The following is a 25,147-nucleotide window of genomic DNA, read 5'->3' on the forward strand; positions in this document are numbered from 1 at the left end:
GTTATGACATGGCGAAAAGAATTATTTTCCACTCTGTTTTTTGCTGGTGGAATATTCAATTTTTGCTGGTCAATCTTAACAATATCTAAATTTTTTAACGTTAAATAGCTACTATCTACTTGATATAATTAAAAGTATTTTCTTTAATGACATAATTAATGACCAAAAATTTAATGAGGAGCCAATATTTTTATATAATTATTTTGATTGGTTATAACTTATATTAAACATATTATCATGAGAACAATATGGTTATATTTTTATGTTCTTTGTGAATTAGGCCACATAAATTATAAGTATGTTGGCATAATACCGAAAATAAGTTGTATCAGGATTGTAATGAATAAAAAGACCTGTTAATGCAGTTTGTTATAACAATCCCCAAAACGCTTTAATCAAGGGTTCATTAAGCCGTTTTCTCTGTACACATATACCCAATTCGAATGGTTCTACTAGAGAGATGTTGTCCAGTAAAGATATGCGATTGCGTACCGGTTCAGGGCTATTTTCTACAACGACATTGGGAATTAATGCCACTCCACAACCCAATGCAACCATAGAAACAATGGCTTCATGACCGGACACGGTAGCGTAAATCGATGGGTTGGTAATTTTATGGTGGCGGAACCAGTACTCAATGCGCTTACGTGAAGGGCCATGTTCCGGCAAAATGAAGGGAATGCTATTCCAGTCAGGGGACTTTTGTATTACAAGTGCTCGTACAGAGCAAGGGAGGGAAGGCGCAATCAGTACCAGTGGGATTTCACCGATTTTGGTGAAGCTGACATTATCTGGTAGTTTTTCCGGCTTACCGGCGATGCCTAAATCGGCATCATTAGACTGTATCTTATTGACCGCATCTGCGGCATCACCTGTGGTGAGTTTGATTTCAACCATAGGATGTTCCGCACGAAAACGGTCTAGGATCTGTGGTAAGTGACTGTAGGCCGCGGTGACCGAACAAAACAGACGTAACTCGCCGCTTAGAGATGGGCTTTGTTGATTCAATGAGTGTTTTAGTTGCTGGTATTGCAACAGTGTCTGTTGGGCGAATTGTTTAAATTGCTCGCCGGCAAAGGTCAATTTTACAGTGCGATTATCCCGTAAAAATAATGGATGCCCCAAAATATCTTCAATACGCTGAATCTGGCGAGATAATGTGGATGGACTGACATGCATTGCTTTTGCTGTACGACCAAAATGACAGCTTTCAGCCAGATGTAGAAACAGTTTGAGGTCGCGTATATCCATAGCCTATTCTCCTTTTCCTGTCCAATAATCTGTATTGCATAAAGTGCAATGTAGTATTGTTAATATATCAATTTAAGCAATGGCTTTCATGTCATATATTGAAAATATATAAACACCCCACAGGGTGGGGAAATCTAAAAAACAGTCGCAGCATTTCATTGCTGAGCGCTGAGCACAACATGATAACGGAGTCACTAATGGCTAATTATTTTAATACGCTGAATTTGCGTCAGCAGTTGGCGCAGTTAGGTAAATGTCGTTTTATGGCGCGGGAAGAGTTTGTTGATGAGACAGGATATTTAAAAGGTAAAAAAGTGGTTATCGTCGGTTGCGGAGCGCAGGGACTGAATCAGGGCCTGAATATGCGTGACTCCGGCCTGGATATCACTTATGCCCTGCGTAAAGAGGCCATTGAAGAAAAACGTGCTTCATGGCGTAAAGCAACGGAAAATGGTTTTCAAGTCGGCACTTATGAAGAGTTAATACCTCAGGCTGATTTGGTAATTAACCTGACGCCAGATAAGCAACACTCTTCTGTTGTTCGCGCAGTTCAACCATTGATGAAAGAAGGCGCTGCACTGGGTTATTCTCACGGCTTAAATATTGTTGAAGTCGGTGAACAAATCCGTAAAGATATCACTGTGGTGATGGTCGCACCTAAGTGTCCTGGCACGGAAGTGCGTGAAGAATACAAACGGGGTTTTGGTGTGCCTACTTTGATCGCAGTTCACCCGGAAAACGATCCGAAAGGTGAAGGTATGGCAATCGCTAAGGCATGGGCCGCGGCAACGGGTGCGCATCGCGCCGGTGTTCTGGAATCTTCTTTCGTGGCTGAAGTGAAATCTGACCTGATGGGTGAGCAAACTATTCTGTGCGGTATGTTACAGGCGGGCTCACTGTTGTGTTATGACAAACTGGTGGCAGATGGCGTTGAACCGGGTTATGCAGGAAAGCTGATCCAGTTTGGCTGGGAGACCATCACAGAAGCACTGAAACAAGGTGGCATTACCCTGATGATGGATCGCCTGTCTAACCCGGCAAAACTGCGAGCGTATGCTTTGTCTGAGCAGTTGAAAGAAATAATGACGCCGCTGTTCCAGAAACATATGGATGATATCATTTCTGGTGCATTTTCCTCCGGTATGATGGCTGATTGGGCCAATGATGATAAGAAACTGTTAGATTGGCGAGAAGAAACCGGCAATACTCCGTTTGAGAATTCACCTGGATATGATGGCAAAATCAGTGAACAGGAATATTTTGATCACAGCGTTTTACTGGTTGCTATGGTGAAAGCCGGGGTTGAACTGGCATTCGAAATTATGGTTGATACCGGTATTATCGCTGAATCGGCCTATTATGAATCTCTGCATGAATTACCGCTGATTGCGAATACTATCTCTCGTAAACGCCTGTACGAAATGAATATCGTTATTTCTGATACAGCAGAATATGGTAACTATTTGTTCTCTCATGTTGCGGTTCCACTGCTGAAAGAGAAGTTTATGGGTTCGCTACAGGCGGGTGATTTAGGTAAACCCGTTGTAGATAACGGTATCGATAACGCTCAGTTACGCGATGTAAATGAGGCTATTCGTAACCACCCAATTGAAGTTGTTGGCCGCGTATTACGTGGTTACATGACAGATATGAAACGTATTGCTGTTGGCGGTTGATATTGATAAGGATAAGGGGGAGAAATCCTCCCTCTTTGAATCCAATGAATATGGTTCTGAGACCGTTTGCTAAAGTTTTGGGGGATAAGTCGCGATTTACCAACTAATAGAGTGTTTTTCCTTCATAAAGAAAACGGCGTTTCCTTTCTCCCCTTTCTGCTACAATTCCATCTCTTGAAGTACTGCTTTGATATAACTTATTAAACATCATGCGATTAAATCCTAGCCAACAACAAGCTGTTGAATTTGTTACCGGTCCTTGTCTGGTCTTGGCGGGGGCGGGTTCCGGCAAAACGAGAGTGATCACCAATAAGATTGCTCATCTTATCCGTACTTGTGGCTATCAGCCTCGTCATATTGCTGCTGTGACGTTTACTAATAAAGCCGCACGGGAAATGAAAGAGCGTGTAGCACAAACTCTGGGGCGCAAAGAGGCTAAGGGGTTGATGATTTCGACTTTCCACACTTTGGGGTTGGAAATCATTAAGCGCGAATACAAAGCGTTAGGAATGAAAAGCAATTTCTCGTTATTTGATGATCAGGACCAGATGGCTCTGTTGAAAGATTTAACAGCCGATTTACTGGAGGAAGATAAAGATCTATTACAAAAACTGATCTCCACCATTTCAAATTGGAAAAATGATCTGCTTTCTCCACAGCAAGTTTTGGCATTGGTCCGTTCTGCTCAGGAGCACCAGTTTGCTGAATGTTATCGCCGTTATGATTTACATCTGGCGAGCTGTAATGTATTGGATTTTGACGATTTGATTACCAAACCGACTTTGCTAATGCAGCGTGATGAAGAAGTCAGGGAGCGTTGGCAAAACCGTATTCGTTATCTGTTGGTAGATGAATATCAGGACACTAATACCAGTCAATATCAACTGGTTAAATTGTTGGTGGGGCAAAGGGCTCGTTTTACGGTGGTGGGTGATGATGACCAGTCGATCTATTCATGGCGCGGTGCAAGACCACAAAATTTGGTGTTACTGAAAGAGGATTTCCCTAAGCTTAATGTGATCAAATTAGAACAAAACTATCGTTCCTCTGGCTGTATTCTGAAAGCAGCTAATATTTTGATCGCCAATAACCCTCACGTGTTTGAAAAACGGCTTTTTTCTGAACTGGGGTATGGTGATCCATTGAAAGTGATTACAGCTAATAATGAAGAGCATGAGGCGGAAAGGGTTATTGGGGAGCTGATGGCACATCACTTTATCAATAAGACCCAATATAAAGATTACGCTATTCTCTACCGAGGAAATCATCAATCCCGCGTGTTTGAAAAGATGCTGATGCAAAACCGCATTCCTTACCGGATTTCTGGTGGTACTTCTTTCTTTGCCCGCCCTGAAATTAAGGATTTGCTAGCTTATCTGCGGGTGCTGACTAATCCCGAAGATGACAGCGCATTCCTAAGAATTGTCAATACGCCAAGACGTGAAATTGGTGCTGCTACCATTCAAAAACTGGGTGAGTGGGCGAATCAGCGCAATAAAAGTCTCTATCAGGCTAGTTTCGATCTCGGTTTGGAACAAAGTCTAACTGGCCGCGGTTTGGCGGCATTACAGCGTTTTATTCACTGGATGGATGAGATAACTCGTCAGGTTGAACGAGATCCTTTGCTAGCGGTGCGTGATCTACTTCATGGTATGGATTATGAAAGTTGGCTGTACGAAACATCACCGAGTCCGAAAGCGGCTGAAATGCGGATGAAAAATATTAATCAGTTATTCACTTGGATGAGTGAAATGCTGGAAGGTGATGAACTGAACGAAGCAATGACTTTATCTCAGGTGGTCGCGCGTTTCACATTACGGGATATGCTGGAGCGAGACGAAGATGGTGAGGAGTTTGATCAGGTGCAATTGATGACTTTACATGCTTCCAAAGGGTTAGAGTTTCCCTATGTATTTCTGGTTGGCATGGAAGAAGGGCTGTTGCCTCATCAGAGCAGTATTGATGAAGAAAATATTGATGAAGAGCGACGATTGGCTTATGTAGGGATCACCCGAGCTCAACGGGAGTTATTCTTTACTTTATGTAAAGAACGTCGTCAATATGGCGAGTTAATCCGTCCAGAACCAAGCCGTTTTTTGCATGAGTTGCCACAGGATGACTTACATTGGCCACAAGATAAAAAAATAGTGACTGCCGAAGAAAGAATGCAAAAAGGGCAATCGCGTATTGCGGATATCAAATCGCGTTTAGGGCTTGGACAAAAAAATAAGTCATAAATATGCTGGAGATTCCCTGTATCACAGAGATACAGGGAAAGTGATTTTATTCAGGTTTGAGCATTCTGCTCGCCTAAAACAAGTGACCATTGAGCATGGTTTTGCCACTGAATTTCCTGCTGTAAAGACTCTGCTCTCAGAGGGTGTTGCATTAGCCAGCCATGAGGTAATGTTATTGTTAACGCTTCATCACTCACATTTAAACGTAGAGCAGGGAGCGTGTCATTTCGACGACGGTTGGCGAAGATGATAGCTAACCGCAACAGACGACATAAACGTTGAGCTTGTATCATAGGTAAGGCGTTTTGTTGATTAAAGGAAAACAAATCAATAGAGCCACTCTGGTTCTTTAGCAATGTGGCTAAGAGTTTTTTCTGTGCAGGCGTATAGCCGGGGAGAGCGAGATAATTGATCAGATAGGCTGCATGTGATGGAGCTTGGTGGAAATCAATACTTAGGCCAATTTCATGTATCAAACAGGCACTTTGTAATAATTCATGACATCGGCTATCAAGCTCCCAAGGTTTAGCAACCTGTTGTAGGAAGTGTTCAGCCAATTGCTTGACCCGTTGAGACTGTTCAACGTCTAGCTGAAAACGTCGCTGTATATTACGTAGTGTTCTGGTACGAATATCGGGTTCTATTGGTAAATCCAGCATGCCGTAAACAAGACCTTCCCGTAAGGCGCCGCCCGCAAGGATCATACTTTCAATATTTAATGCCTGGAAAATCGCTATCAGGATAGCAAGGCCACTTGGGAAAACTAAAGCCCGTTCCAGCGTCAATCCTTCTATTTCCAGCTCTTCCAGCTTACCGCATTCAATTGCTTTATGTTTGAGCTCTTGAAGTTTCGGCAAAGTGATCAGTTCATCCATACCCTGAGCAATCATGATTTCTTGCAGAGCCTGAACGGTACCGGAAGCGCCTACACAAATCTGCCAGCCTTGTTCGATCAGTTTTGGGGCAATGAGTTTCAACGTTTCATGTGCGGCAGCTTCGGCTCTGGCGAAATTTTCTTCCGTCAGGCTACGGTCATTAAAGTAGCCTTCAAGCCAGGTAACACAACCCATACTTAGGCTGGATAACTGAGAGGCTTTTGCCCCATTCCCTGTAACCAGTTCTGTACTTGCACCACCAATATCGACAACCAGACGTTTTTCAGGGCCGCCAGTTGTATGGGCAACGCCTTGATAAATAAGCCGAGCTTCATCTTCGCCACTGATTACCTTAACCGGACAATCAAGGATTTCTGATGCTTTTTTCACAAATGCGTCTGAATTTTCAGCGATGCGTAAAGTTGCCGTAGCAACAACGCGGATTTGTGATGGAGGTATATCCTGTAAGCATTCAGAAAAAATCCTGAGACATTGCCAGCCTCTCTCCATTGCCTGTTGAGATAAGCGGTTATTTTTATCTAATCCGGCGGCCAGCCTGACTTTACGTTTGATTCGTGCCAGTATCTGCATACTGCCGGATACTTCACGCACAACCAGCATGTGAAAACTGTTTGAACCTAGGTCGATAGCCGCATAGAGCGAAGAAGAACTCAGCATCATTTTCAGCCTGAACGTTTACGGTTATTACGTGGTGTATTATTACGATGCGACAAATTGTTACGACGCTGATGGTTTCCTGAACGCGGACGGTGTCGGCGTTTAGGTACCGGTAAATCTTTCAGCAAGGCTTGACTGTCATATTTGCTGACCGGGATAGTGTGTTGAATATAATCTTCAATCGCTGGCAGGTTTAGTGCATATTCTTCACAGGCTAGGCTGATCGAATGACCACTTTCACCTGCACGACCAGTACGGCCAATGCGGTGAACATAATCCTCGCAGTCGTCTGGTAAGTCATAATTAAAAACATGAGTGACTAAAGGAATGTGCAATCCACGGGCTGCGACATCAGTTGCAACTAGAATATCAATATTGCCGTTGCTGAATTCTTCCAGAATGCGTAACCGTTTTTTTTGTGCTACATCACCGGTTAGTAACCCAACTCGATGTCCGTCAGCAGCCAGATGCGCCCAGATATCTTCACAACGATGTTTTGTATTGGCGAAAATAATGCATCGATCAGGCCACTCTTCTTCCAATAACGTTTGAAGCAGGCGCATCTTTTCTTCATTAGAAGGATAAAACAGCTCTTCGCGGATACGGTGTCCCGTTTTCTGTAACGGTTCTACCTCGACATACTCTGCATGATTCATTTGCTCAAATGCCAGTTCTCGGACTCGGTAAGAGAGTGTGGCAGAAAACAGTAGGTTCATACGTTCGTTTGCTGATGGCATCCGACGGAATAGCCAGCGGATATCTTTGATAAAACCGAGATCATACATGCGATCAGCTTCATCAAGCACCACAACTTGGACCGCATTCAGATTAATGTGCCCCTGTTTGGTATAGTCGATTAGACGTCCGGTAGTGCCGATAAGGATGTCAACACCGGTTCCTAGTATTTTCAGCTGTTTGTCGTAACCATCACCGCCGTAGGCAAGACCCATCTTTAGACCTGTTGCCTGTGCTAGATCTTCTGCATCAGAGTAAATCTGTACAGCGAGCTCGCGGGTAGGAGCCATAATCAGCGCTCTTGGCTGATTGGTTTGACGCTCCTCCGCTGCGGGATGAGTCAGTAAATAATGAAAAGCAGACGCTAAAAATGCTAGCGTCTTCCCCGTACCGGTTTGCGCTTGCCCCGCGACATCACGACCTTCGACAGTGAAAGGCAATGTCAGTGCTTGTATCGGTGTACAATTAGAAAAGCCCTTATTATCAAGAGCTTCTATAACCTTGGGGTGCAAGGCGAAGTCGGAAAACTTCTTTTCTGTCAAGTGTGTTTTACTCATAGTGTGGTAGAATATCAGTTAACCATTGTCTTACGAAAGTGTATCCGTTGAAATAAAGGCAACCTTATATCAGTAATGTTACACTAGCATGGTAAAAAATTATTCTTTGGAGTAAAAAATGAGCGACAAAATTATTCATTTGAGTGACGCTAGCTTTGATACTGACGTTCTTAACGCAGAAGGTGCAGTTCTTGTCGATTTTTGGGCTGCCTGGTGTGGACCATGTAAAATGATTGCACCTATTTTAGATGAAATTGCCCCAGAATATTCAGGCAAACTGACTATTGCTAAATTGAACATTGATGACAACCCGGCAACTGCTCCTAAGTATGGTATCCGTGGTATTCCTACACTGTTGCTGTTTAAAGATGGTCAGGTTGCTGCTACAAAAGTGGGAGCACTGTCAAAAACTCAATTGAAAGAATTTTTGGATGCTAATCTCTGATTGAAGTGAGCTCACATTAATGCTGGGCGTTTAGCGTATATTATTATTTATTTCATTGACCGCTAGACGTCCGTAAAGAAGCGTGATAAGTTAGCGCCACTGCTTGTATCACATACATCATGTTAGAAGTATGTTGCATACTGAATAATCTGTAGTGTCTGATAAGTCTGTTATCTCTGGATAGTCTAAAATATCCAATGGGTTATACGGGAATAATCTGGCGTATAGCTCGTTACGTTGAGATAGTTTTTATCGAAATCAGTAATGTTTCAGCATTATCTCAACAGCGTTTTTGACAGCCTGTCAGTCTTATTTGAGCTCAATCTTAGTACTTCAAATTATTACCTTTTTATATGCATAATGTATTAAAGGTCTGATTTGTTTTTGTACAAAATAAACAGGCACCGATCGATGACGCTGCCATACTATTCACGTTCATAGTTCGAGATATACCCCGAGTTTAAGAACCCACCATTATGAATCTTACCGAATTAAAAAATACGCCGGTATCTGAACTGATTACACTTGGCGAAAATATGGGGCTGGAAAATCTAGCCCGTATGCGTAAACAAGATATTATCTTCTCTATCCTTAAGCAGCATGCGAAAAGTGGGGAAGATATCTTCGGTGATGGCGTGTTGGAGATATTGCAGGATGGCTTTGGATTCCTCCGTTCAGCAGACAGCTCCTACCTTGCCGGCCCCGATGATATCTATGTTTCTCCCAGCCAAATCCGTCGTTTTAACCTCCGCACCGGTGACACAATTTCAGGTAAAATTCGTCCACCTAAAGAAGGTGAACGCTATTTTGCCCTGTTGAAGGTTAACGAAGTTAATTTTGACAAACCAGAAAATGCCCGCAGTAAAATTCTTTTTGAAAACTTAACCCCGCTGCATGCTAATAGCCGCCTACGTATGGAACGTGGTAATGGTTCCACTGAGGATCTGACTGCCCGTGTTCTGGATCTGGCTGCACCGATTGGCCGTGGACAACGTGGTCTGATCGTCGCGCCACCAAAAGCGGGTAAAACGATGTTGCTGCAAAATATTGCTGCTAACATTGCCCACAATCATCCAGATTGTGTATTGATGGTACTTCTGATTGATGAACGTCCAGAAGAAGTCACTGAAATGCAACGCCTGGTAAAAGGTGAGGTTATTGCTTCTACTTTTGATGAACCCGCTTCTCGTCACGTTCAGGTGGCAGAGATGGTTATTGAGAAAGCAAAACGTCTGGTTGAACACAAAAAAGATGTGATTATTCTGCTTGACTCTATTACTCGCTTAGCACGTGCCTATAATACTGTTGTTCCCGCATCCGGTAAGGTATTGACTGGTGGTGTGGATGCTAACGCGTTACATCGTCCGAAACGTTTCTTCGGGGCTGCGCGTAATGTGGAAGAGGGCGGAAGCTTGACCATTATTGCGACTGCGTTGGTGGATACGGGTTCTAAGATGGATGAAGTGATTTACGAAGAGTTCAAAGGTACTGGTAACATGGAGCTGCATCTCTCCCGCAAAATTGCTGAAAAACGCGTCTTCCCAGCTATCGATTACAACCGTTCTGGTACACGTAAAGAAGAGCTACTCACCACTTCTGAAGAGCTACAGAAAATGTGGATTCTGCGCAAAATTATTCATCCGATGGGCGAAATTGATGCGATGGAATTCCTTATCAACAAACTGGCTATGAGCAAAACGAACGACGATTTCTTTGACATGATGAAACGTTCATAGTTTTTGACTCAGTTCATGATCATTTTAATTAGCGCCACAGTTTCGTGGCGTTTTTTGTATTCACCGCGCTGTTATAGCTATATATGGCATGTATTTTGCAAGCTGTATAATGCTGCCATATATTTGAAATAAATATTAAAAGAATGATGTAAGAGCATAAGGGCCATTAATTTTTTCATAATAAGTAGTGTTTTCGTAAGCTAAGGCGCTCGTGAGGGTAGATTCTGGCTAGAAAATCATATGCTTTCGGTTGATAAATGACCAGGGTGTGTTTACTTTTTACAGAGAGTTATCATCGTGAATATTCTCAGCATGAATATTGAAATTTTTTATGTTTTTCTGTTTTCTTTTGCGTTTTTGTTTATGGCTCGCAAAATAGCAAAGAAAGTTGGCCTTGTTGATAAGCCCAATTATCGTAAGTGTCATCAGGGGTTAGTGCCTCTGGTTGGAGGAATATCAATATTTGTTGGCATCTGTTTTGCTTTTGTTATCACAAAAGAATTTATTCCTCACAAGTGGTTATATTTGGTTTGTGCTGGTGTATTGGTATTTGTCGGTGCATTGGATGACCGTTTTGATATCAGCGTTAAGGTCCGGGCAACCATCCAAGCTCTGGTTGGTATTGCGATGATGTATTTTGCTGGCCTGAAGTTAGATAGTCTTGGTTATGCTTTTGGCCCTTGGGACATGACACTTGGACCGTTTAGTTATGTTGTGACACTATTTGCTGTCTGGGCTGCTATCAATGCATTTAATATGGTTGATGGGATAGATGGATTATTAGGCGGATTATCTTGTGTCTCCTTCGGTGCTTTGGGGATCTTACTGTATCAAAGTGGTAATACGGCACTAGCATTATGGTGTTTTGCATTTATTGCTGCCATTCTCCCTTATATTGTTCTTAATCTTGGTTTATTAAGCCAACGTTTCAAAGTGTTTATGGGGGATGCGGGCAGTACACTGATTGGTTTTACCATTATCTGGTTGCTCATTGAATCTACTCAGGGGAATGAGCGCCCTGTTAATCCAGTTACTGCGTTGTGGATTGTTGCCATTCCATTAATGGATATGGTTGCTATTATGTACCGCCGGTTACGGAAAGGAATGAGCCCATTTTCTCCTGACAGGCAACATATTCACCACCTAGTTATGCGGTCTGGATTCTCATCACGTCAGGCTTTTATTTTAATCACTGTTGCAGCCACTTTATTAGCCGCTGTCGGCATTACTGGAGAATGGCTGGAATTTGTGCCTGAGTGGATAATGTTGGCACTGTTCTTGCTTGCATTTGTGTTGTATGGCTATTGCCTCAAGCGTGTATGGAAGGTAGCTCGTTTCATTAAACGGCAAAAGCGTCGTATGCGCCGTTCAGCTAACCATTAAGCATCTATTATCAGCAGAGGTTCTGTGCAGTGATAAAATCAGAAACGAAATCTATTCAGGATAAACAAGCTCTGGAGCATGAGCTGGATATCAGAGCTTTGTGCAGTGCGCTATGGCATGGAAAGGTATGGATCATTGTACTGGCAATAATTTTCGCAACCGCGGCGCTAGGAGCATCTTATCTGATGCAACAAAAATGGAGTGCCACCGCAATCACTGATCTGCCTACGACTAATCAGTTGGGAAGTTATTACTCTCAGCAGCAGTTTTTGCGCAATCTGGATACTCACATTAATATTTCATTGGAAACTCAGTTACCGTCTATTTCAGAAGAAGCCTATAAGGAGTTCATCACTCAGGTTGCCGCATATGATACTCGCCGTGAATTCTGGTTGAAATCTGATTATTACAAGCAGCAGCAGGAAGGCGATGCCAGAGCTGATGCGGCCTTATTAGATGAATTAGTCAATAATATTCAGTTTATTCCTCATGATGATAAAAAAGTGCTGAATGACAGCATTAAACTGACCGCTGAGTCTTCTGGACAAGCAAATCAACTCCTGCGCCAGTACATTGCTTTTGCCAATAGTCGTGCCAGTACTCATTTAAATGATGAAGTAAAAGGTGCATGGATTACCCGTGCCCAATCTATGGATGCATTGGTTAAGCGTCAAGAAATGGTCGCTAAAGCGGTTTATAGCCGCGAAATGAATGTATTACAACAGTCCCTGAAAATTGCGGAAAAACAAGGGATTCGGCGCAATCAAACGGATACACCGGTGGATCAGTTGCCCGATTCAAAAATGTTTATGTTAGGGGCGCCGTTGTTACAGGCTCAACTTGAGACTTTGGAAGCAATAGGGCCTAAGTATGATGTGGACTATGACCGGAATATTGCAATGTTAGCAGCATGGAATGTTCACCCGACGTTACAGGATCAATTCCAGGCTTACCGCTATTTGAGAACACCAGAGGAGCCTGTTACCAGAGACAGCCCTCGCAGAATGTTTTTGATGATCATGTGGGGTGCAGTTGGCGCTTTAGTGGGAGCCGGCGTGGCATTGGTTAGATGCTCACGTAAGTAATCAGATAATTATTAGGGATAACTGCTTCTGAGGGATCTCTTCTGCAACTCCAGCAGCAGGAGTAAATAGCATTAAGAGTATTGTTTGCAGGAAAATCTGCAAGTTACTGACTATAAGAGAGTCACTGTGAAAGTGTTGACTGTGTTTGGTACTCGGCCGGAGGCTATCAAGATGGCTCCGTTAGTACACGCGTTGGCAAGGGATGAAGCCTTCGAAGCGAAAGTATGTGTCACCGCCCAACATCGGGAAATGTTGGATCAGGTGTTACACCTTTTTGAGATCACTCCCGATTTTGATCTCAATATTATGAAATCAGGGCAAGATCTAACGGATATTACCTGTCGTATTTTGGCAGGATTGAAACCTGTTTTAGCAGAATTTAAACCTGATGTTGTATTGGTTCACGGAGATACGACAACAACAATGGCAACCAGTTTGGCAGCGTTCTATCAACGTATCCCTGTTGGTCACATTGAAGCTGGATTAAGAACGGGTGATCTTTATTCCCCTTGGCCGGAAGAGGCAAACCGTAAGATTGCAGGGCATCTGGCAATGTATCATTTCGCTCCGACGGAAAATTCCCACAATAATTTATTGAAAGAATCCATTGCAGATAATCGGGTTTTTGTTACCGGAAATACAGTAATTGATGCGTTGCTGTGGGTACGCGATCGAATAATGAATGATGAGGCTATGCGGAGTAAGCTAGCGAAGCATTACCCGTTTATTGATACTAATAAAAAAATGATTCTGGTGACGGGGCATCGTCGTGAAAGTTTTGGTGGTGGGTTTGAGCGAATTTGTGAAGCTTTGGCACAGATAGCCCGCGCTCATCCAGATGTGCAAGTAGTCTATCCGGTTCATCTAAACCCGAATGTCAGTGAGCCAGTAAAGCGCATTTTGCATGATATTGATAACATTATTCTTATTGAACCTCAGGATTATTTGCCATTTGTTTATCTAATGAACCATGCCTATATGCTCCTGACAGATTCCGGTGGTATTCAGGAAGAAGCTCCTTCTTTAGGAAAGCCGGTATTGGTAATGCGCAATACTACTGAACGGCCAGAGGCGGTTGATGCTGGAACGGTACGTTTGGTAGGGACGGAAACAAGAACTATCGTGGAAGAGGTGACTCGATTGTTGACAGACGATGCTGCCTATCAGCGAATGAGCCGCGCTCATAATCCTTACGGGGATGGCGATGCCTGTCAACGTATTCTCGACGCTTTGAAAAAAATCAGGTGACACTATGAGCTTTGAAACTGTGAGCTTTGAAACTATTTCTGTTATTGGTCTTGGTTATATTGGCTTGCCAACGGCGGCAGCGTTTGCATCCCGTAATAAGAAAGTCATTGGCGTGGATGTTAATCAGCATGCGGTAGAAACCATCAACTGTGGTGCAATTCATATTGTAGAACCGGATCTAGACAAAGTGGTGAAAGTTGCCGTAGAAGGCGGTTATCTGAAAGCAGTGATTGCTCCGTTACCCGCAGATGCTTTTCTGATAGCTGTTCCGACGCCTTTTAAAGCCGATCATGAGCCGGATATGACGTATGTCCGTTCCGCAGCCGAATCTGTGGCGCCAGTTCTGAAAAAAGGTGATCTGGTTATTTTAGAATCTACCTCACCAGTAGGCGCGACGGAGCAGATGGCAGAATGGTTGGCGGCAGCGCGCCCTGATTTAACGTTCCCACAACAGATGGGAGAGGCGTCTGATATTGATATCGCTTACTGTCCTGAACGTGTGTTGCCAGGGCAAGTTATGGTTGAATTAATTAAGAATGACCGTGTTGTTGGTGGTATGACGTCAAAATCTTCAACCAGAGCTAGTGAGCTGTATAAAATTTTCCTTGAAGGTGAATGTGTTATCACTAATTCAAGAACGGCAGAAATGTGTAAGCTGACAGAAAACAGTTTCCGAGATGTAAACATTGCATTCGCCAACGAACTTTCCCTGATTTGTGCTGATCAAGGTATCAACGTGTGGGAATTGATCAATTTGGCGAATCGCCATCCGCGTGTAAATATTCTCCAACCAGGTCCTGGCGTGGGTGGTCATTGTATTGCTGTTGATCCGTGGTTCATTGTTTCTCAAAACCCGAAACAATCACGTCTTATTCATACAGCACGTATGATTAATGATGACAAGCCATTGTGGGTTGTGGATCAAGTAAAAGCGGCTGTTGCGGATTGTTTGGCTGAAAGTGGAAAACGTGCAAGCGAAGTGAAAATTGCCTGTTTTGGTTTGGCATTTAAACCAAATATTGACGATTTGCGTGAGAGTCCAGCAGCACATATCACCGGTATGATTGCGCAATGGCATGCAGGTGAAACGCTGGCTGTAGAACCTCATATTCATGAATTACCCGCTCCCTTGAAGGAAATAACTCGATTAGTTAATCTGGAAAAAGCGCTGGAAGAAGCAGATATTCTGTTGATGCTGGTAGATCATAATCAGTTTAAAGCTGTAAATAGTCATGAAATTAAACAGAAGTGGATTGTGGATACAAAAGGAGTCTGGCGTTGAGACGTATTCTAATCACAGGTGGTGCAGGTTTTATTGGCTCTGCTGTTGTACGGCATGTCATTGATAATACAGAAGATAGCGTGGTTGTAGTTGATAGCCTGACTTATGCCGGTAATCTGGCGTCTCTTGCCCCGATTGCGGATAGCCCACGTTATGCGTTTGAGCAGGTTGATATCTGTCAACGCGGAGCGCTGGAACGGGTCTTTGAACAATATCAGCCGGATTGTGTGATGCATTTGGCGGCAGAAAGCCATGTGGATCGCTCTATTGATGGCCCTGCGGCATTTATCGAAACCAACATTGTGGGTACTTATACTTTGTTGGAAGCTGCGCGTGCTTTCTGGCAGAAACTCAATGAAGAGAAACAAGCTGCTTTCCGTTTTCACCACATTTCAACAGATGAAGTGTATGGTGATTTACATGGTGAAGAGGGATTCTTTACCGAAACAACACCTTATGCGCCAAGTAGCCCATATTCGGCGTCCAAAGCATCCAGCGATCATCTGGTAAGAGCATGGCACCGGACTTATGGTTTACCGGTCATTATCACCAATTGTTCAAATAACTATGGTCCTTACCATTTCCCGGAAAAACTGATCCCTCTGATTATCTTAAATGCATTAGCAGGAAAATCTTTACCGGTATATGGTGAAGGGAAACAAATTCGCGATTGGCTGTATGTGGAAGACCATGCCAGAGCGCTCTATTTGGTTGTGACAGAAGCTGAACCGGGCAAAACCTACAATATTGGAGGTCATAATGAACGCAAAAATATTGATGTGGTTTGTGCGATTTGTGAGCTTCTGGAAGAGCTTTGTCCTGAGAAACCCGCGGGCATTGCTTATTATCGAGATTTGATTACTTATGTTGCAGATCGTCCAGGCCATGATATGCGTTATGCTATTGATGCGGCGAAAGTTGAACGAGATCTAGGCTGGAGACCACAAGAAACATTTGAATCAGGTATTCGTAAAACAGTTCAATGGTATTTGGAAAATGAAAACTGGTGGCGTAAGGTTCAAGATGGTTCTTATGCCGGTGAGCGCCTTGGATTAGGTAAAAACTAAATGACGATGGGGGCAGTAAATATGAAAGGAATCATACTGGCAGGTGGATCGGGAACCCGGTTGCATCCGATAACACAGGGTGTTTCCAAACAATTACTGCCAATTTATGATAAACCAATGATTTACTATCCTTTGTCAGTACTCATGCTAGCAGGGATACGTGATATTCTGATTATCTCTACACCAGAAGATTTACCTTCTTTCCGCCGGCTGTTAGGTGATGGTGACAGATTTGGTATTCACTTAAGTTATAAAGAACAGCCATCACCAGATGGTTTAGCTCAGGCATTTTTGATTGGTGAGGAGTTCATCAATGGCGGGCCTTGCTGCTTGGTATTGGGAGACAATATTTACTTTGGACAAGGGTTCAGCCCAAAACTGAGAAATGTTGTTTCTCGTGGAAAAGGGGCGACTGTTTTTGGTTATCAAGTGATGGATCCTGAGCGATTTGGGGTGGTGGAATTTGATGACGCGTTCCGCGTTCTTTCTATTGAGGAAAAACCAGAAAAGCCAAAATCCAACTGGGCGGTAACGGGTCTCTATTTCTACGATAATCAAGTAGTAGATTTTGCTAAACAGGTCAAGCCTTCTGCCAGGGGTGAACTAGAGATTACCAGTATTAACCAGACGTATTTGGAACGTGGTGAACTAAATATTGAGTTGTTAGGGCGTGGCTTTGCCTGGTTGGATACTGGCACTCATGACAGCCTGATTGAGGCCAGCACTTTTGTGCAGACCGTAGAGAAGCGTCAAGGTTTTAAGATCGCCTGTCTTGAAGAGATCGCTTGGCGTAATGGTTGGCTGGATGATGTACAGTTAAGAGAAACAGTAAAATCTTTGTCAAAAACTGGCTACGGCCAATATCTGCTGGATCTGCTCCATGTTCGTGTACGCTAATATTGAACCATTGGAGTGGGATAGCCACTATTTTGGGTTGTCCACCGCTCGCCTTGATTTCACACCTAATGCCGGTCTGCTAACCTCATCTCAGTTAGAGCAGTATGCTTTAGTGCAAGCTAAAGTACCTGCGCAGCGATTGGATCTTATTGATGGATTATTCGCGTTGGGCTTTTCGTTAGTGGAAGGAGAAGTAGACCTTTCCTTAATAATTGGCATAGAAAATGCTGATAACGACAACTCTGAGAGTAAGTTGCTTTCGGCTGAGCGGCGAGATATCCCGATGTTGAAGGAGGTAGCTTCCAACGTATTTCCTTTGAGTCGTTTCCGAACCCCGTGGTATCAACCGCAGGATAGCGGTCGCTTCTACGCTACCTGGGTGGAAAAAGCGGTATTGGGGACATTTGATCATCAATGTTTGCTGGTAAATGGAGATAATGGACAACCCGCAGGGTTTGTTACCTTACGAGATATAGGAGCAGGAGAGGCTCGTGTAGGTTTACTGGCTGTATTCCCAGGAAATATTGGCCGTGGGATTGGCTCAAAATTGATGTTGGCGGCGCAGCAGTGGTGTCAACACCACCAAATACGGCAGTTAAGGATTGCGACACAAACCAGCAACATTGCTGCTTTGCGCCTTTATACACGCAGTGGTGCGTTTGTTGAAAGCACCGCGTATTGGTTATATAGGGGATGAAATGATTCCATTTAACAGACCACCAGTCGTTGGCACTGAATTAGATTACATGAAGCAAGCAATGGAGAGCGGTAAGCTTTGCGGGGATGGTGGTTTCACCAAGCGTTGTGAAGAGTGGATGGAACAACATTTCAATTGCCCGAAAGTTTTATTGACGCCATCCTGTACAGCTTCACTGGAAATGGCGGCTATTTTGCTGAATGTTCAACCCGGTGATGAAGTTATTATGCCGAGCTTCACTTTCGTTTCTAGTTCTAACGCGTTTGTGCTGCGTGGAGCAACCATTGTATTCGTGGATATTCGTCCGGATACCATGAATATTGATGAAACCAAAATCGAAGCAGCAATTACAGCTAAAACACGCGTGATTGTTCCAGTGCATTACGCCGGCGTAGCCTGTGAAATGGATACTATCATGGCCTTGGCAGAGAAATATAATCTGTTTGTCGTGGAAGATGCTGCACAGGGGGTAATGTCTACTTATAAAGGACGCGCACTGGGAACTATCGGACACATTGGTTGCTACAGTTTCCACGAAACCAAAAACTACTCTTCTGGTGGTGAAGGTGGTGCAGCGCTTATCAATGATCAATCACTGATTTCCCGTGCGGAAATTGTTCGCGAAAAAGGGACTAATCGTAGTCAGTTTTTCCGTGGTCAAGTTGATAAATATACTTGGCGCGATATCGGTTCGAGTTATCTGATGTCGGAGCTTCAGGCTGCTTATTTGTGGGCGCAATTAGAGAAAGCTGAGACAATCAATGAACGTCGCCTTGCCTTGTGGAATACCTATTATCAAGCATTAAAACCGCTGGCTGATGCTGGTCTCCTGACATTGCCTGTCATACCGGAAGGGTTGGAGCATAATGCTCACATGTTCTATATCAAGCTGAAAGATGTTGAAGAACGCTCAGCATTCAATAGTTATATGAAGGACGCGGGGGTACTAACGGTATTCCATTATGTTTCTCTGCACACCAGCCCCGGTGGTGAAAAATTTGGCCGTTTTCATGGGGAAGATCGTTTTACTACTTATGAAAGTGATCGTTTGGTACGTTTGCCGATGTCTTACAACATAACAGACGCTGAACAGCAGATTGTCATCAAACATATTCAGGAATACTTCGCCTGATATGTCGTTGGCTAAAGCATCAATATGGACTGCGGGCTCCACACTGATAAAAATCGGTGTGGGGCTTTTAATCGTTAAATTACTGGCGGTTGCTTTTGGCCCCAGCGGGGTTGGGCAGGCGGGTAATTTCCGTCAGCTTATCACTGTGCTTGGGGTGTTGGCTGGTGCCGGTATTTTTAATGGTGTAACTAAATATGTTGCTGAGTATCAGCAGCAGCCGGAAAGATTGCGTACGGTACTGGGAACATCTTCTGCCATTATCCTTGGGTTTTCCACGCTGTTGGCAGTGATTTTCTTGCTGTTTAGCGGGTCTATCAGTACGGGATTATTCGGCCATCAAGATTATGAGCCAGTTGTGCAGGCCCTCGCCTTTATTCAAATGGGGATTGCTTTTGCCAACTATTTTTTGGCTATTTTGAAAGGATACCGAGATGCTCAGGGGAATGCGCTGGCGATTATTTTTGGTAGCGTGATTGGTGTAATGGCCTATTATCTCTGTTTTGTCCTTGGTGGGTATGAAGGTGCTTTGGCGGGTTTGGCTTTAGTGCCAGCATTAATCATATTTCCCGCGGGATTGATGGTTTGGCGTCTCAAAGCGGTATCGATTTCAAGTCTTAAGCCCATGTGGGATAAAGTACTGGCTGGTCGGCTTGGCAAGTTTACCCTTATGGCTCTGCTGACTTCTATTACCATACCGGTTGCCTACATTATGATGCGAAATCTACTGGCAGCGCATTATAGTTGGCACGATGTGGGTATTTGGCAAGGTGTAAGCAGTATTTCCGATGCTTACCTGCAATTTATCACAGCATCTTTTACTGTTTATCTGTTGCCAACGCTTTCACGGTTGCAAGGTAAGGACGAAATATCAAATGAGATAATTAAGGCGCTGAAATTTGTTTTGCCTGCTGTGGCTGTTGTAAGTTTTACTGTATGGCTGCTGCGTGATTTTGCCATTTGGTTACTGTTTTCTGACAAATTTACTGCTATGCGTGATCTATTTGCCTGGCAGTTGGTGGGTGATGTCTTGAAAGTGGGCGCTTATGTTTTTGGTTATCTGGTGATTGCCAAGGCTGCGTTACGTTTTTATGTGTTGACAGAAATTAGTCAGTTTTTATTGCTTACTGGTTTTGCCCACTGGCTTATTCCTGTAAATGGAGCGTTAGGTGCAGCACAAGCCTATATGGCAACTTACATTATTTATTTCACCCTTTGTTGTGGTGCATTTCTTATTTATCGTAGGCGAGCATGACAACCCTCATTCACGTTTTGGGATCTGATATCCCACATCACAATCGAACGGTATTGCGCTTTTTTAATGATGTCTTAGCGCACGAAATTGGTTTTTTAGCCAAACCGAAGTTTATGGTAGTGACCAGAAATCGCGCTTTATTGGATGATTGCCCAGCATTGGATGTGGCATTCTTCGACAGTAAAAAATCTCTGGCGCAGGCGGTTATTGCTAAAGCGAGTTCAGACAGAGATTGTCGATTTTTTTTTCATGGTCAATTTAATGTGAGTTTGTGGTTGGCGCTGTTGTCAGGAAAAATCAAACGCAATCAATTTTGGTGGCATGCCTGGGGAGCTGATCTGTATGAAGACTCCAGTCAGTTAAAATTCCGTCTATTCTATTTCTTGCGTCGTCTGGCGCAGCGTCGGGTAGGGCATGTGTTTGCGGTTCGTGGAGATCTCTATTTTTATTCTCAACATCATCCAAACGTACCAACATCATTGCTCTATTTTCCAACCAGAATGGAACCTGCTTTGACAATTGCAGATAGAATATCTGTTGAAGATGGCAAGATGACAATTTTGTTGGGGAATTCTGGTGATCGATCGAACCGCCATATTACGGCATTGAAAGTAATTCATAAGCAGTTTGGCGATAAGGTGCGAATCATTATCCCAATGGGTTATCCTGAAAACAATCAGGTTTATATTAATCAGGTAGAACAGGCTGCTTTATCATTGTTCCGGCCAGAAAATTTGAACATTATTAAGCAAAATATGGCGTTTGATGATTATCTGGCATTGTTGCGCCGTTGTGATTTAGGGTATTTCATGTTTAATCGCCAGCAGGGGATTGGAACAATTTGTCTGTTGATACAATTTGGTGTGCCATTTGTACTTAGTCGTCAGAATCTTTTTTGGCGAGATTTAATAGAACAACAGGTGCCGGTATTTTTCGCCGGTGATCCTTTAGATAGCCAACTGATTACAGAAGCACAACGGCAGATGCTCTCCTTGGATAGAAATGTGATAGCTTTTTTTAGCCCGAACTTTATTGATGGCTGGCGGCAGGCGTTGGCAAAAGCGGCGGGAGAGCAGCAATGACTTTAACGCAGTTTGGCGGATTATTTGTTGTTTATTTAATATCACTGGTTTTCATCCTGACGTTGACTTATCAGGAATTCCGGCGTGTACGCTTTAATTTTAATATATTCTTCTCATTGCTTTATTTGCTGACATTCTATTTTGGTTTCCCACTGACATGTTTGTTGGTTTTCCAATTTGATGTTGAAGTGGTACCTGTAGACGCCTTACTACACGCTCTACTGGCTTCGACCTGTTTTTATGGTATTTATTACGTCAGTTATAAAACACGGCTAAGAAAGCCGTCTATACAGCCTAAAGCACCTGTATTCACCATGAACCGGGTAGAAACTAACTTTACATGGTTACTACTGGCATTGGTTGCGGTGGTGACAGTGGGTCTGTTCTTTATGCAAAACGGTTTTCTACTGTTTAAGTTACAGTCGTACAGTCAAATTTTTTCCAGTCAGGTTTCCGGTGTTGCCCTGAAGCGATTCTTTTACTTCTTTATTCCTGCCATGTTGGTGGTTTATTTCTTGAAGCAGACCCAGTTACGCTGGCTGTTTTTTCTGATGAGCACGGTTGCTTTTGGGATACTGACTTATGTCATTGTTGGCGGAACACGGGCTAATATTATCATTGCGTTCGCGTTGTTTCTGTTTATTGGCATTGTGCGTGGCTGGATAACCTTGTGGATGTTGGTCATGGCGGGCGCAATAGGGATTGTTGGCATGTTTTGGTTGGCACTCAAACGCTATAGTTTGGATGTCAGCGGTGCAGAAGCGTTTTATACTTTTCTCTACCTTACAAGGGATACTTTTTCACCGTGGGAAAATTTTGCATTACTGCTGAATAACTACGACAAAATTGATTTTCAGGGGTTGGCGCCTATTATCCGTGATTTCTATGTCTTTATTCCAAGTTGGCTTTGGCCAGGACGCCCTGATGCTGTGTTGAATTCAGCGAATTATTTTACCTGGGAAGTACTGGATAACCACTCTGGTCTGGCAATTTCCCCAACTCTGATAGGCTCTCTGGTTGTGATGGGGGGAGTGCTGTTTATTCCGGTTGGTGCGATTGTTGTTGGATTGATAATTAAGTGGTTTGACTGGGTTTATGAATTAGGAAAACAGGAGACTAATCGTTATAAGGCCGCTATCTTGCAGGCATTTTGCTTTGGCGCGATCTTCAACATGATAGTATTGGCTCGTGAAGGCGTGGATTCATTTGTTTCCCGTGTAGTATTTTTCTGTATTATTTTTGGCTTATGTCTGGTAATTGCTAAGTTGTTGTATTGGCTATTTGAGAGTGCAGGGCTTATTAGAACGTATCTGACTAGCAACCTGGTTGTATCACAAAAACGTCTGTTGCAATGTAAGGAAAGAAAATGGAGCTAAGCAATATTCCTAAATATAGTATTCGTGGCCTGAATATTTGGGGCTTCCGCGATATGGCGCACTTTCTTGACCATATTTTTCAACGCGGGCAGGTAAAGACGGGTACTATGGTGGCGATTAATGCGGAAAAAGTTCTGACGGCAGAGGAAGATACAGCTTTAAGCACACTGCTGAGTGATGCAGAATATCTGTATGCTGATGGTATCAGTATTGTACGTGCTATTCGCCGTAAATACCCTGATGCTGAAGTTTCTCGTGTAGCGGGTGCTGATTTATGGGAAGCCATCATGGAACGTGCTGGCAAAGAAGGTACACCTATTTTTCTGGTTGGAGGTAAACCAGAGATATTGAAACAGACTGAAAGCAAACTACGGGCTCAGTGGAACGTCAATATTGTTGGCAGCCAGAACGGTTATTTCACGCCAGAAGAACGTAATGCTGTTTTTGAACGGATTCATGCCAGCGGTGCGGTGATTGTGACAGTTGCAATGGGATCGCCTAAACAGGAGGTTTTTATGCGTGACTGTCGAAAAATTCATTCGGATGCGTTGTATATGGGCGTTGGCGGTACTTATGACGTATTTATCGGCCATGTGAAACGTGCGCCAAAAGCATGGCAGAATTTGGGGCTTGAATGGCTTTATCGCTTGTTATCACAACCAAGCCGTATTCGTCGCCAGTTTAAGTTACTGAAATTTCTTGGATATTATTATAGTGGTCGTCTGTAAACCCACTTCTTGCCTGTCGTGTAAATTTTCGTCAGGCGATACTTTCGTCAGGTGATACAGTGAATTTATTCCACAATATTTATCTAACAGTTTTAATCCTGCCAGATTTTCACTATTTGTAGTTAATTATTGGATAATTTTTTATTCCACTCAGTGGAAAAACATGTTTTGATCCCTGACCTTTTTATGGCTGATCAACATCAGTCTTGTATGTTTTTATTATTGCACATTACAACATATAACAATGGACAGGGAATTTATGGCAGATCAACAACATAGCTTGCAACGGGGTTTAGAAGCCCGTCATATAGAGCTAATCGCACTAGGCGGCACAATTGGTGTCGGTCTGTTTATGGGCTCGGCCAGCACACTGAAATGGGCTGGTCCTTCCGTTTTGCTGGCTTACATTATTGCCGGAATTTTTGTTTTTTTCATTATGCGATCGATGGGAGAAATGCTGTTTCTTGAACCTGTCACGGGTTCTTTCGCCTCTTTTGGACATAAATATCTCAGCCCATATTGGGGATGCCTCACCGCTTGGGGTTATTGGTTTATGTGGGTGGCGGTAGGGATATCAGAAATAACGGCTATCGGGGTTTATGCTGAGTTTTGGTTCCCTGAACTTCCTCAGTGGGTATCGGCATTGATTGCGGTGGCATTGGTCGCTTTGGCGAACCTTGCGGCGGTACGTCTTTACGGTGAGCTGGAATTTTGGTTTGCCATGATTAAGGTGACCACAATTATTGTCATGATCCTGATTGGCTTGGGATTGATATTTTTCGGTATTGGTAATCAATGGCAGCCTATTGGATTGGGTAATCTGACTGCGCATGGTGGTTTCTTTGCGGGTAATTGGCAAGGGTTCTTGTTTGCGCTCTGTATTGTGGTTGCATCTTATCAGGGGGTGGAGTTGGTTGGTATCACTGCGGGGGAAGCGAAGAACCCTCAGGTGACATTGAAAAAAGCGATTAACAATATTCTCTGGCGTATTCTGATTTTCTACGTGGGTGCGATTTTCATTGTAGTGACATTATTTCCATGGACAGAAGTGGGTGCACAGGGCAGCCCGTTTGTAATGACATTTACCAAAGTGGGGATCACTTCCGCGGCAGCCGTGATTAACTTTGTCGTATTGACGGCCGCGCTTTCCGGCTGTAACAGCGGCATGTACAGTGGTGGACGGATGCTTTATGCGTTGGCGCAAAACCGTCAGCTACCTTCATCACTGACTAAATTGTCAAAGAATGGGGTGCCGGTAATCTGTATTGCCATCACTATCCTGTGTTTGATTGTGGGTTCTAGTTTGAATTATTTGATCCCAAATCCGCAGGCGGTTTTTGTTTATGTTTACAGTGCCAGCGTATTGCCAGGAATGGTACCGTGGTTTGTTATTCTGGTGAGTCAATTGCGTTTTCGTCAGTATCATCAGCAGGCACTGAAACAACATGGTTTTAAATCCATTCTGTTCCCTTATGTAAATTACCTGACATTGGCATTTTTATGTTGTGTGTTGATAGGAATGGCAATTAACCCGGATACCCGTTTTTCATTGCTGGTCGGTGGGGGATTTTTGTTAATGGTGTCGCTGATTTATTGGTTGGTGAAGCTTTTTAACGGTAAAAAATCAAAAGCCTGATATACCTTATGGATTTCAAGATGCATCGCGGCGGCAAGGGAGTGAATCCCCGGGAGCATAGCAAACTATGTGACCGGGGTGAGCGAGTGCAG

20 protein-coding genes are annotated in these 25,147 nt (G+C 43.5%); 17 read left to right on the forward strand and 3 right to left on the reverse strand.

Features of this window, described 5'->3' with window-relative positions; all coding sequences use genetic code 11:
• Positions 1–369: 369 nt before the first annotated feature.
• Positions 370–1,251 carry an HTH-type transcriptional activator IlvY gene (gene ilvY, locus AAC155_RS13940; protein ID WP_113042868.1) on the reverse strand — a complete coding sequence of 294 codons (882 nt, stop codon included), beginning with the start codon at positions 1,249–1,251 and terminating at the stop codon, positions 370–372.
• A 197-nt stretch (positions 1,252–1,448) separates the two neighbouring features.
• On the opposite strand from ilvY, the gene ilvC reads away from it, so the two are divergent.
• Positions 1,449–2,927, forward strand: a complete 1,479-nt coding sequence (gene ilvC, locus AAC155_RS13945; RefSeq protein ID WP_113042869.1) for a ketol-acid reductoisomerase — start codon at positions 1,449–1,451, stop codon at positions 2,925–2,927.
• Between the two features lie 209 nt (positions 2,928–3,136).
• Positions 3,137–5,164: a DNA helicase Rep gene (rep, locus tag AAC155_RS13950; protein ID WP_113042871.1), complete on the forward strand. Its 2,028-nt coding sequence runs from the start codon at positions 3,137–3,139 to the stop codon at positions 5,162–5,164.
• Between the two features lie 50 nt (positions 5,165–5,214).
• On the opposite strand, the gene gppA is transcribed toward rep, so the two are convergent.
• The gene (gene gppA, locus AAC155_RS13955; RefSeq protein ID WP_113042944.1) at positions 5,215–6,717 is read right to left on the reverse strand and encodes a guanosine-5'-triphosphate,3'-diphosphate diphosphatase; all 1,503 of its coding nucleotides are present in this window, start codon (positions 6,715–6,717) and stop codon (positions 5,215–5,217) included.
• Positions 6,718–6,722: 5 nt separating this feature from the next.
• A complete protein-coding gene (rhlB, locus tag AAC155_RS13960; protein ID WP_113042872.1) occupies positions 6,723–8,009 on the reverse strand; it encodes an ATP-dependent RNA helicase RhlB in 1,287 nt (428 codons plus the stop codon).
• A gap of 118 nt (positions 8,010–8,127) precedes the next feature.
• Here rhlB and trxA point away from each other — a divergent pair, with 118 nt between their 5' ends.
• The 15 genes from trxA to thrP all read left to right on the forward strand — a co-directional run bounded on the left by trxA (position 8,128) and on the right by thrP (position 25,055).
• A complete protein-coding gene (gene trxA, locus AAC155_RS13965; protein ID WP_113042874.1) occupies positions 8,128–8,454 on the forward strand; it encodes a thioredoxin TrxA in 327 nt (108 codons plus the stop codon).
• A gap of 476 nt (positions 8,455–8,930) precedes the next feature.
• Positions 8,931–10,190 (forward strand): transcription termination factor Rho, encoded by a 1,260-nt coding sequence (gene rho / locus AAC155_RS13970; RefSeq protein WP_011148733.1) that lies wholly within the window; start codon positions 8,931–8,933, stop codon positions 10,188–10,190.
• A 297-nt stretch (positions 10,191–10,487) separates the two neighbouring features.
• Complete coding sequence (gene wecA / locus AAC155_RS13975; RefSeq protein ID WP_011148732.1) at positions 10,488–11,573, forward strand: UDP-N-acetylglucosamine--undecaprenyl-phosphate N-acetylglucosaminephosphotransferase; 1,086 nt, start codon at positions 10,488–10,490, stop codon at positions 11,571–11,573.
• 29 nt (positions 11,574–11,602) lie between these two features.
• Positions 11,603–12,658, forward strand: a complete 1,056-nt coding sequence (gene wzzE, locus AAC155_RS13980; RefSeq protein ID WP_011148731.1) for an ECA polysaccharide chain length modulation protein — start codon at positions 11,603–11,605, stop codon at positions 12,656–12,658.
• A gap of 126 nt (positions 12,659–12,784) precedes the next feature.
• Positions 12,785–13,906 carry a non-hydrolyzing UDP-N-acetylglucosamine 2-epimerase gene (gene wecB / locus AAC155_RS13985; RefSeq protein WP_113042946.1) on the forward strand — a complete coding sequence of 374 codons (1,122 nt, stop codon included), beginning with the start codon at positions 12,785–12,787 and terminating at the stop codon, positions 13,904–13,906.
• A gap of 19 nt (positions 13,907–13,925) precedes the next feature.
• Positions 13,926–15,188 (forward strand): UDP-N-acetyl-D-mannosamine dehydrogenase, encoded by a 1,263-nt coding sequence (wecC, locus tag AAC155_RS13990; protein ID WP_113042947.1) that lies wholly within the window; start codon positions 13,926–13,928, stop codon positions 15,186–15,188.
• Positions 15,185–16,255, forward strand: coding sequence for a dTDP-glucose 4,6-dehydratase (gene rffG / locus AAC155_RS13995; RefSeq protein WP_113042875.1), 1,071 nt, complete (start codon positions 15,185–15,187; stop codon positions 16,253–16,255). The genes wecC and rffG overlap by 4 nt, the downstream gene beginning before the upstream one ends.
• 21 nt (positions 16,256–16,276) lie before the next feature.
• Complete coding sequence (gene rfbA, locus AAC155_RS14000) at positions 16,277–17,152, forward strand: glucose-1-phosphate thymidylyltransferase RfbA (RefSeq protein ID WP_113042949.1); 876 nt, start codon at positions 16,277–16,279, stop codon at positions 17,150–17,152.
• Positions 17,136–17,849 (forward strand): dTDP-4-amino-4,6-dideoxy-D-galactose acyltransferase, encoded by a 714-nt coding sequence (gene rffC, locus AAC155_RS14005; protein WP_113042877.1) that lies wholly within the window; start codon positions 17,136–17,138, stop codon positions 17,847–17,849. The genes rfbA and rffC overlap by 17 nt, the downstream gene beginning before the upstream one ends.
• A gap of 1 nt (position 17,850) precedes the next feature.
• Positions 17,851–18,981 carry a dTDP-4-amino-4,6-dideoxygalactose transaminase gene (rffA, locus tag AAC155_RS14010; protein ID WP_113042878.1) on the forward strand — a complete coding sequence of 377 codons (1,131 nt, stop codon included), beginning with the start codon at positions 17,851–17,853 and terminating at the stop codon, positions 18,979–18,981.
• 1 nt (position 18,982) lies between these two features.
• Positions 18,983–20,233, forward strand: coding sequence for a lipid III flippase WzxE (wzxE, locus tag AAC155_RS14015; protein WP_113042880.1), 1,251 nt, complete (start codon positions 18,983–18,985; stop codon positions 20,231–20,233).
• Positions 20,230–21,315, forward strand: coding sequence for a TDP-N-acetylfucosamine:lipid II N-acetylfucosaminyltransferase (locus AAC155_RS14020; RefSeq protein WP_113042881.1), 1,086 nt, complete (start codon positions 20,230–20,232; stop codon positions 21,313–21,315). The genes wzxE and AAC155_RS14020 overlap by 4 nt, the downstream gene beginning before the upstream one ends.
• Complete coding sequence (gene wzyE / locus AAC155_RS14025; RefSeq protein ID WP_113042883.1) at positions 21,312–22,691, forward strand: ECA oligosaccharide polymerase; 1,380 nt, start codon at positions 21,312–21,314, stop codon at positions 22,689–22,691. Before AAC155_RS14020 ends, wzyE begins: the two co-directional genes overlap by 4 nt.
• A complete protein-coding gene (wecG, locus tag AAC155_RS14030; RefSeq protein WP_113042885.1) occupies positions 22,682–23,419 on the forward strand; it encodes a lipopolysaccharide N-acetylmannosaminouronosyltransferase in 738 nt (245 codons plus the stop codon). The genes wzyE and wecG overlap by 10 nt, the downstream gene beginning before the upstream one ends.
• Positions 23,420–23,678: 259 nt before the next feature.
• Positions 23,679–25,055, forward strand: a complete 1,377-nt coding sequence (thrP, locus tag AAC155_RS14035) for a bifunctional threonine/serine APC transporter ThrP (protein WP_113042887.1) — start codon at positions 23,679–23,681, stop codon at positions 25,053–25,055.
• The last annotated feature ends 92 nt before the right edge of the window (positions 25,056–25,147 follow it).

It is taken from the genome of Photorhabdus sp. HUG-39, from assembly GCF_963878365.1.
GTDB classification, from domain to species: Bacteria; Pseudomonadota; Gammaproteobacteria; order Enterobacterales; family Enterobacteriaceae; genus Photorhabdus; species Photorhabdus kayaii.

What these genes read in the sequence shown, in the direction of transcription:
- ilvY (WP_113042868.1), bottom strand. Translation starts at nt 1,251, where the DNA reads ATGGATATACGCGACCTCAAACTGTTTCTACATCTGGCTGAAAGCTGT.
- ilvC (WP_113042869.1), top strand. Translation starts at nt 1,449, where the DNA reads ATGGCTAATTATTTTAATACGCTGAATTTGCGTCAGCAGTTGGCGCAG.
- rep (WP_113042871.1), top strand. Translation starts at nt 3,137, where the DNA reads ATGCGATTAAATCCTAGCCAACAACAAGCTGTTGAATTTGTTACCGGT.
- gppA (WP_113042944.1), bottom strand. Translation starts at nt 6,717, where the DNA reads ATGCTGAGTTCTTCTTCGCTCTATGCGGCTATCGACCTAGGTTCAAAC.
- rhlB (WP_113042872.1), bottom strand. Translation starts at nt 8,009, where the DNA reads ATGAGTAAAACACACTTGACAGAAAAGAAGTTTTCCGACTTCGCCTTG.
- trxA (WP_113042874.1), top strand. Translation starts at nt 8,128, where the DNA reads ATGAGCGACAAAATTATTCATTTGAGTGACGCTAGCTTTGATACTGAC.
- rho (WP_011148733.1), top strand. Translation starts at nt 8,931, where the DNA reads ATGAATCTTACCGAATTAAAAAATACGCCGGTATCTGAACTGATTACA.
- rfbA (WP_113042949.1), top strand. Translation starts at nt 16,277, where the DNA reads ATGAAAGGAATCATACTGGCAGGTGGATCGGGAACCCGGTTGCATCCG.
- rffC (WP_113042877.1), top strand. Translation starts at nt 17,136, where the DNA reads ATGTTCGTGTACGCTAATATTGAACCATTGGAGTGGGATAGCCACTAT.
- rffA (WP_113042878.1), top strand. Translation starts at nt 17,851, where the DNA reads ATGATTCCATTTAACAGACCACCAGTCGTTGGCACTGAATTAGATTAC.
- wzxE (WP_113042880.1), top strand. Translation starts at nt 18,983, where the DNA reads ATGTCGTTGGCTAAAGCATCAATATGGACTGCGGGCTCCACACTGATA.
- AAC155_RS14020 (WP_113042881.1), top strand. Translation starts at nt 20,230, where the DNA reads ATGACAACCCTCATTCACGTTTTGGGATCTGATATCCCACATCACAAT.
- wzyE (WP_113042883.1), top strand. Translation starts at nt 21,312, where the DNA reads ATGACTTTAACGCAGTTTGGCGGATTATTTGTTGTTTATTTAATATCA.
- wecG (WP_113042885.1), top strand. Translation starts at nt 22,682, where the DNA reads ATGGAGCTAAGCAATATTCCTAAATATAGTATTCGTGGCCTGAATATT.
- thrP (WP_113042887.1), top strand. Translation starts at nt 23,679, where the DNA reads ATGGCAGATCAACAACATAGCTTGCAACGGGGTTTAGAAGCCCGTCAT.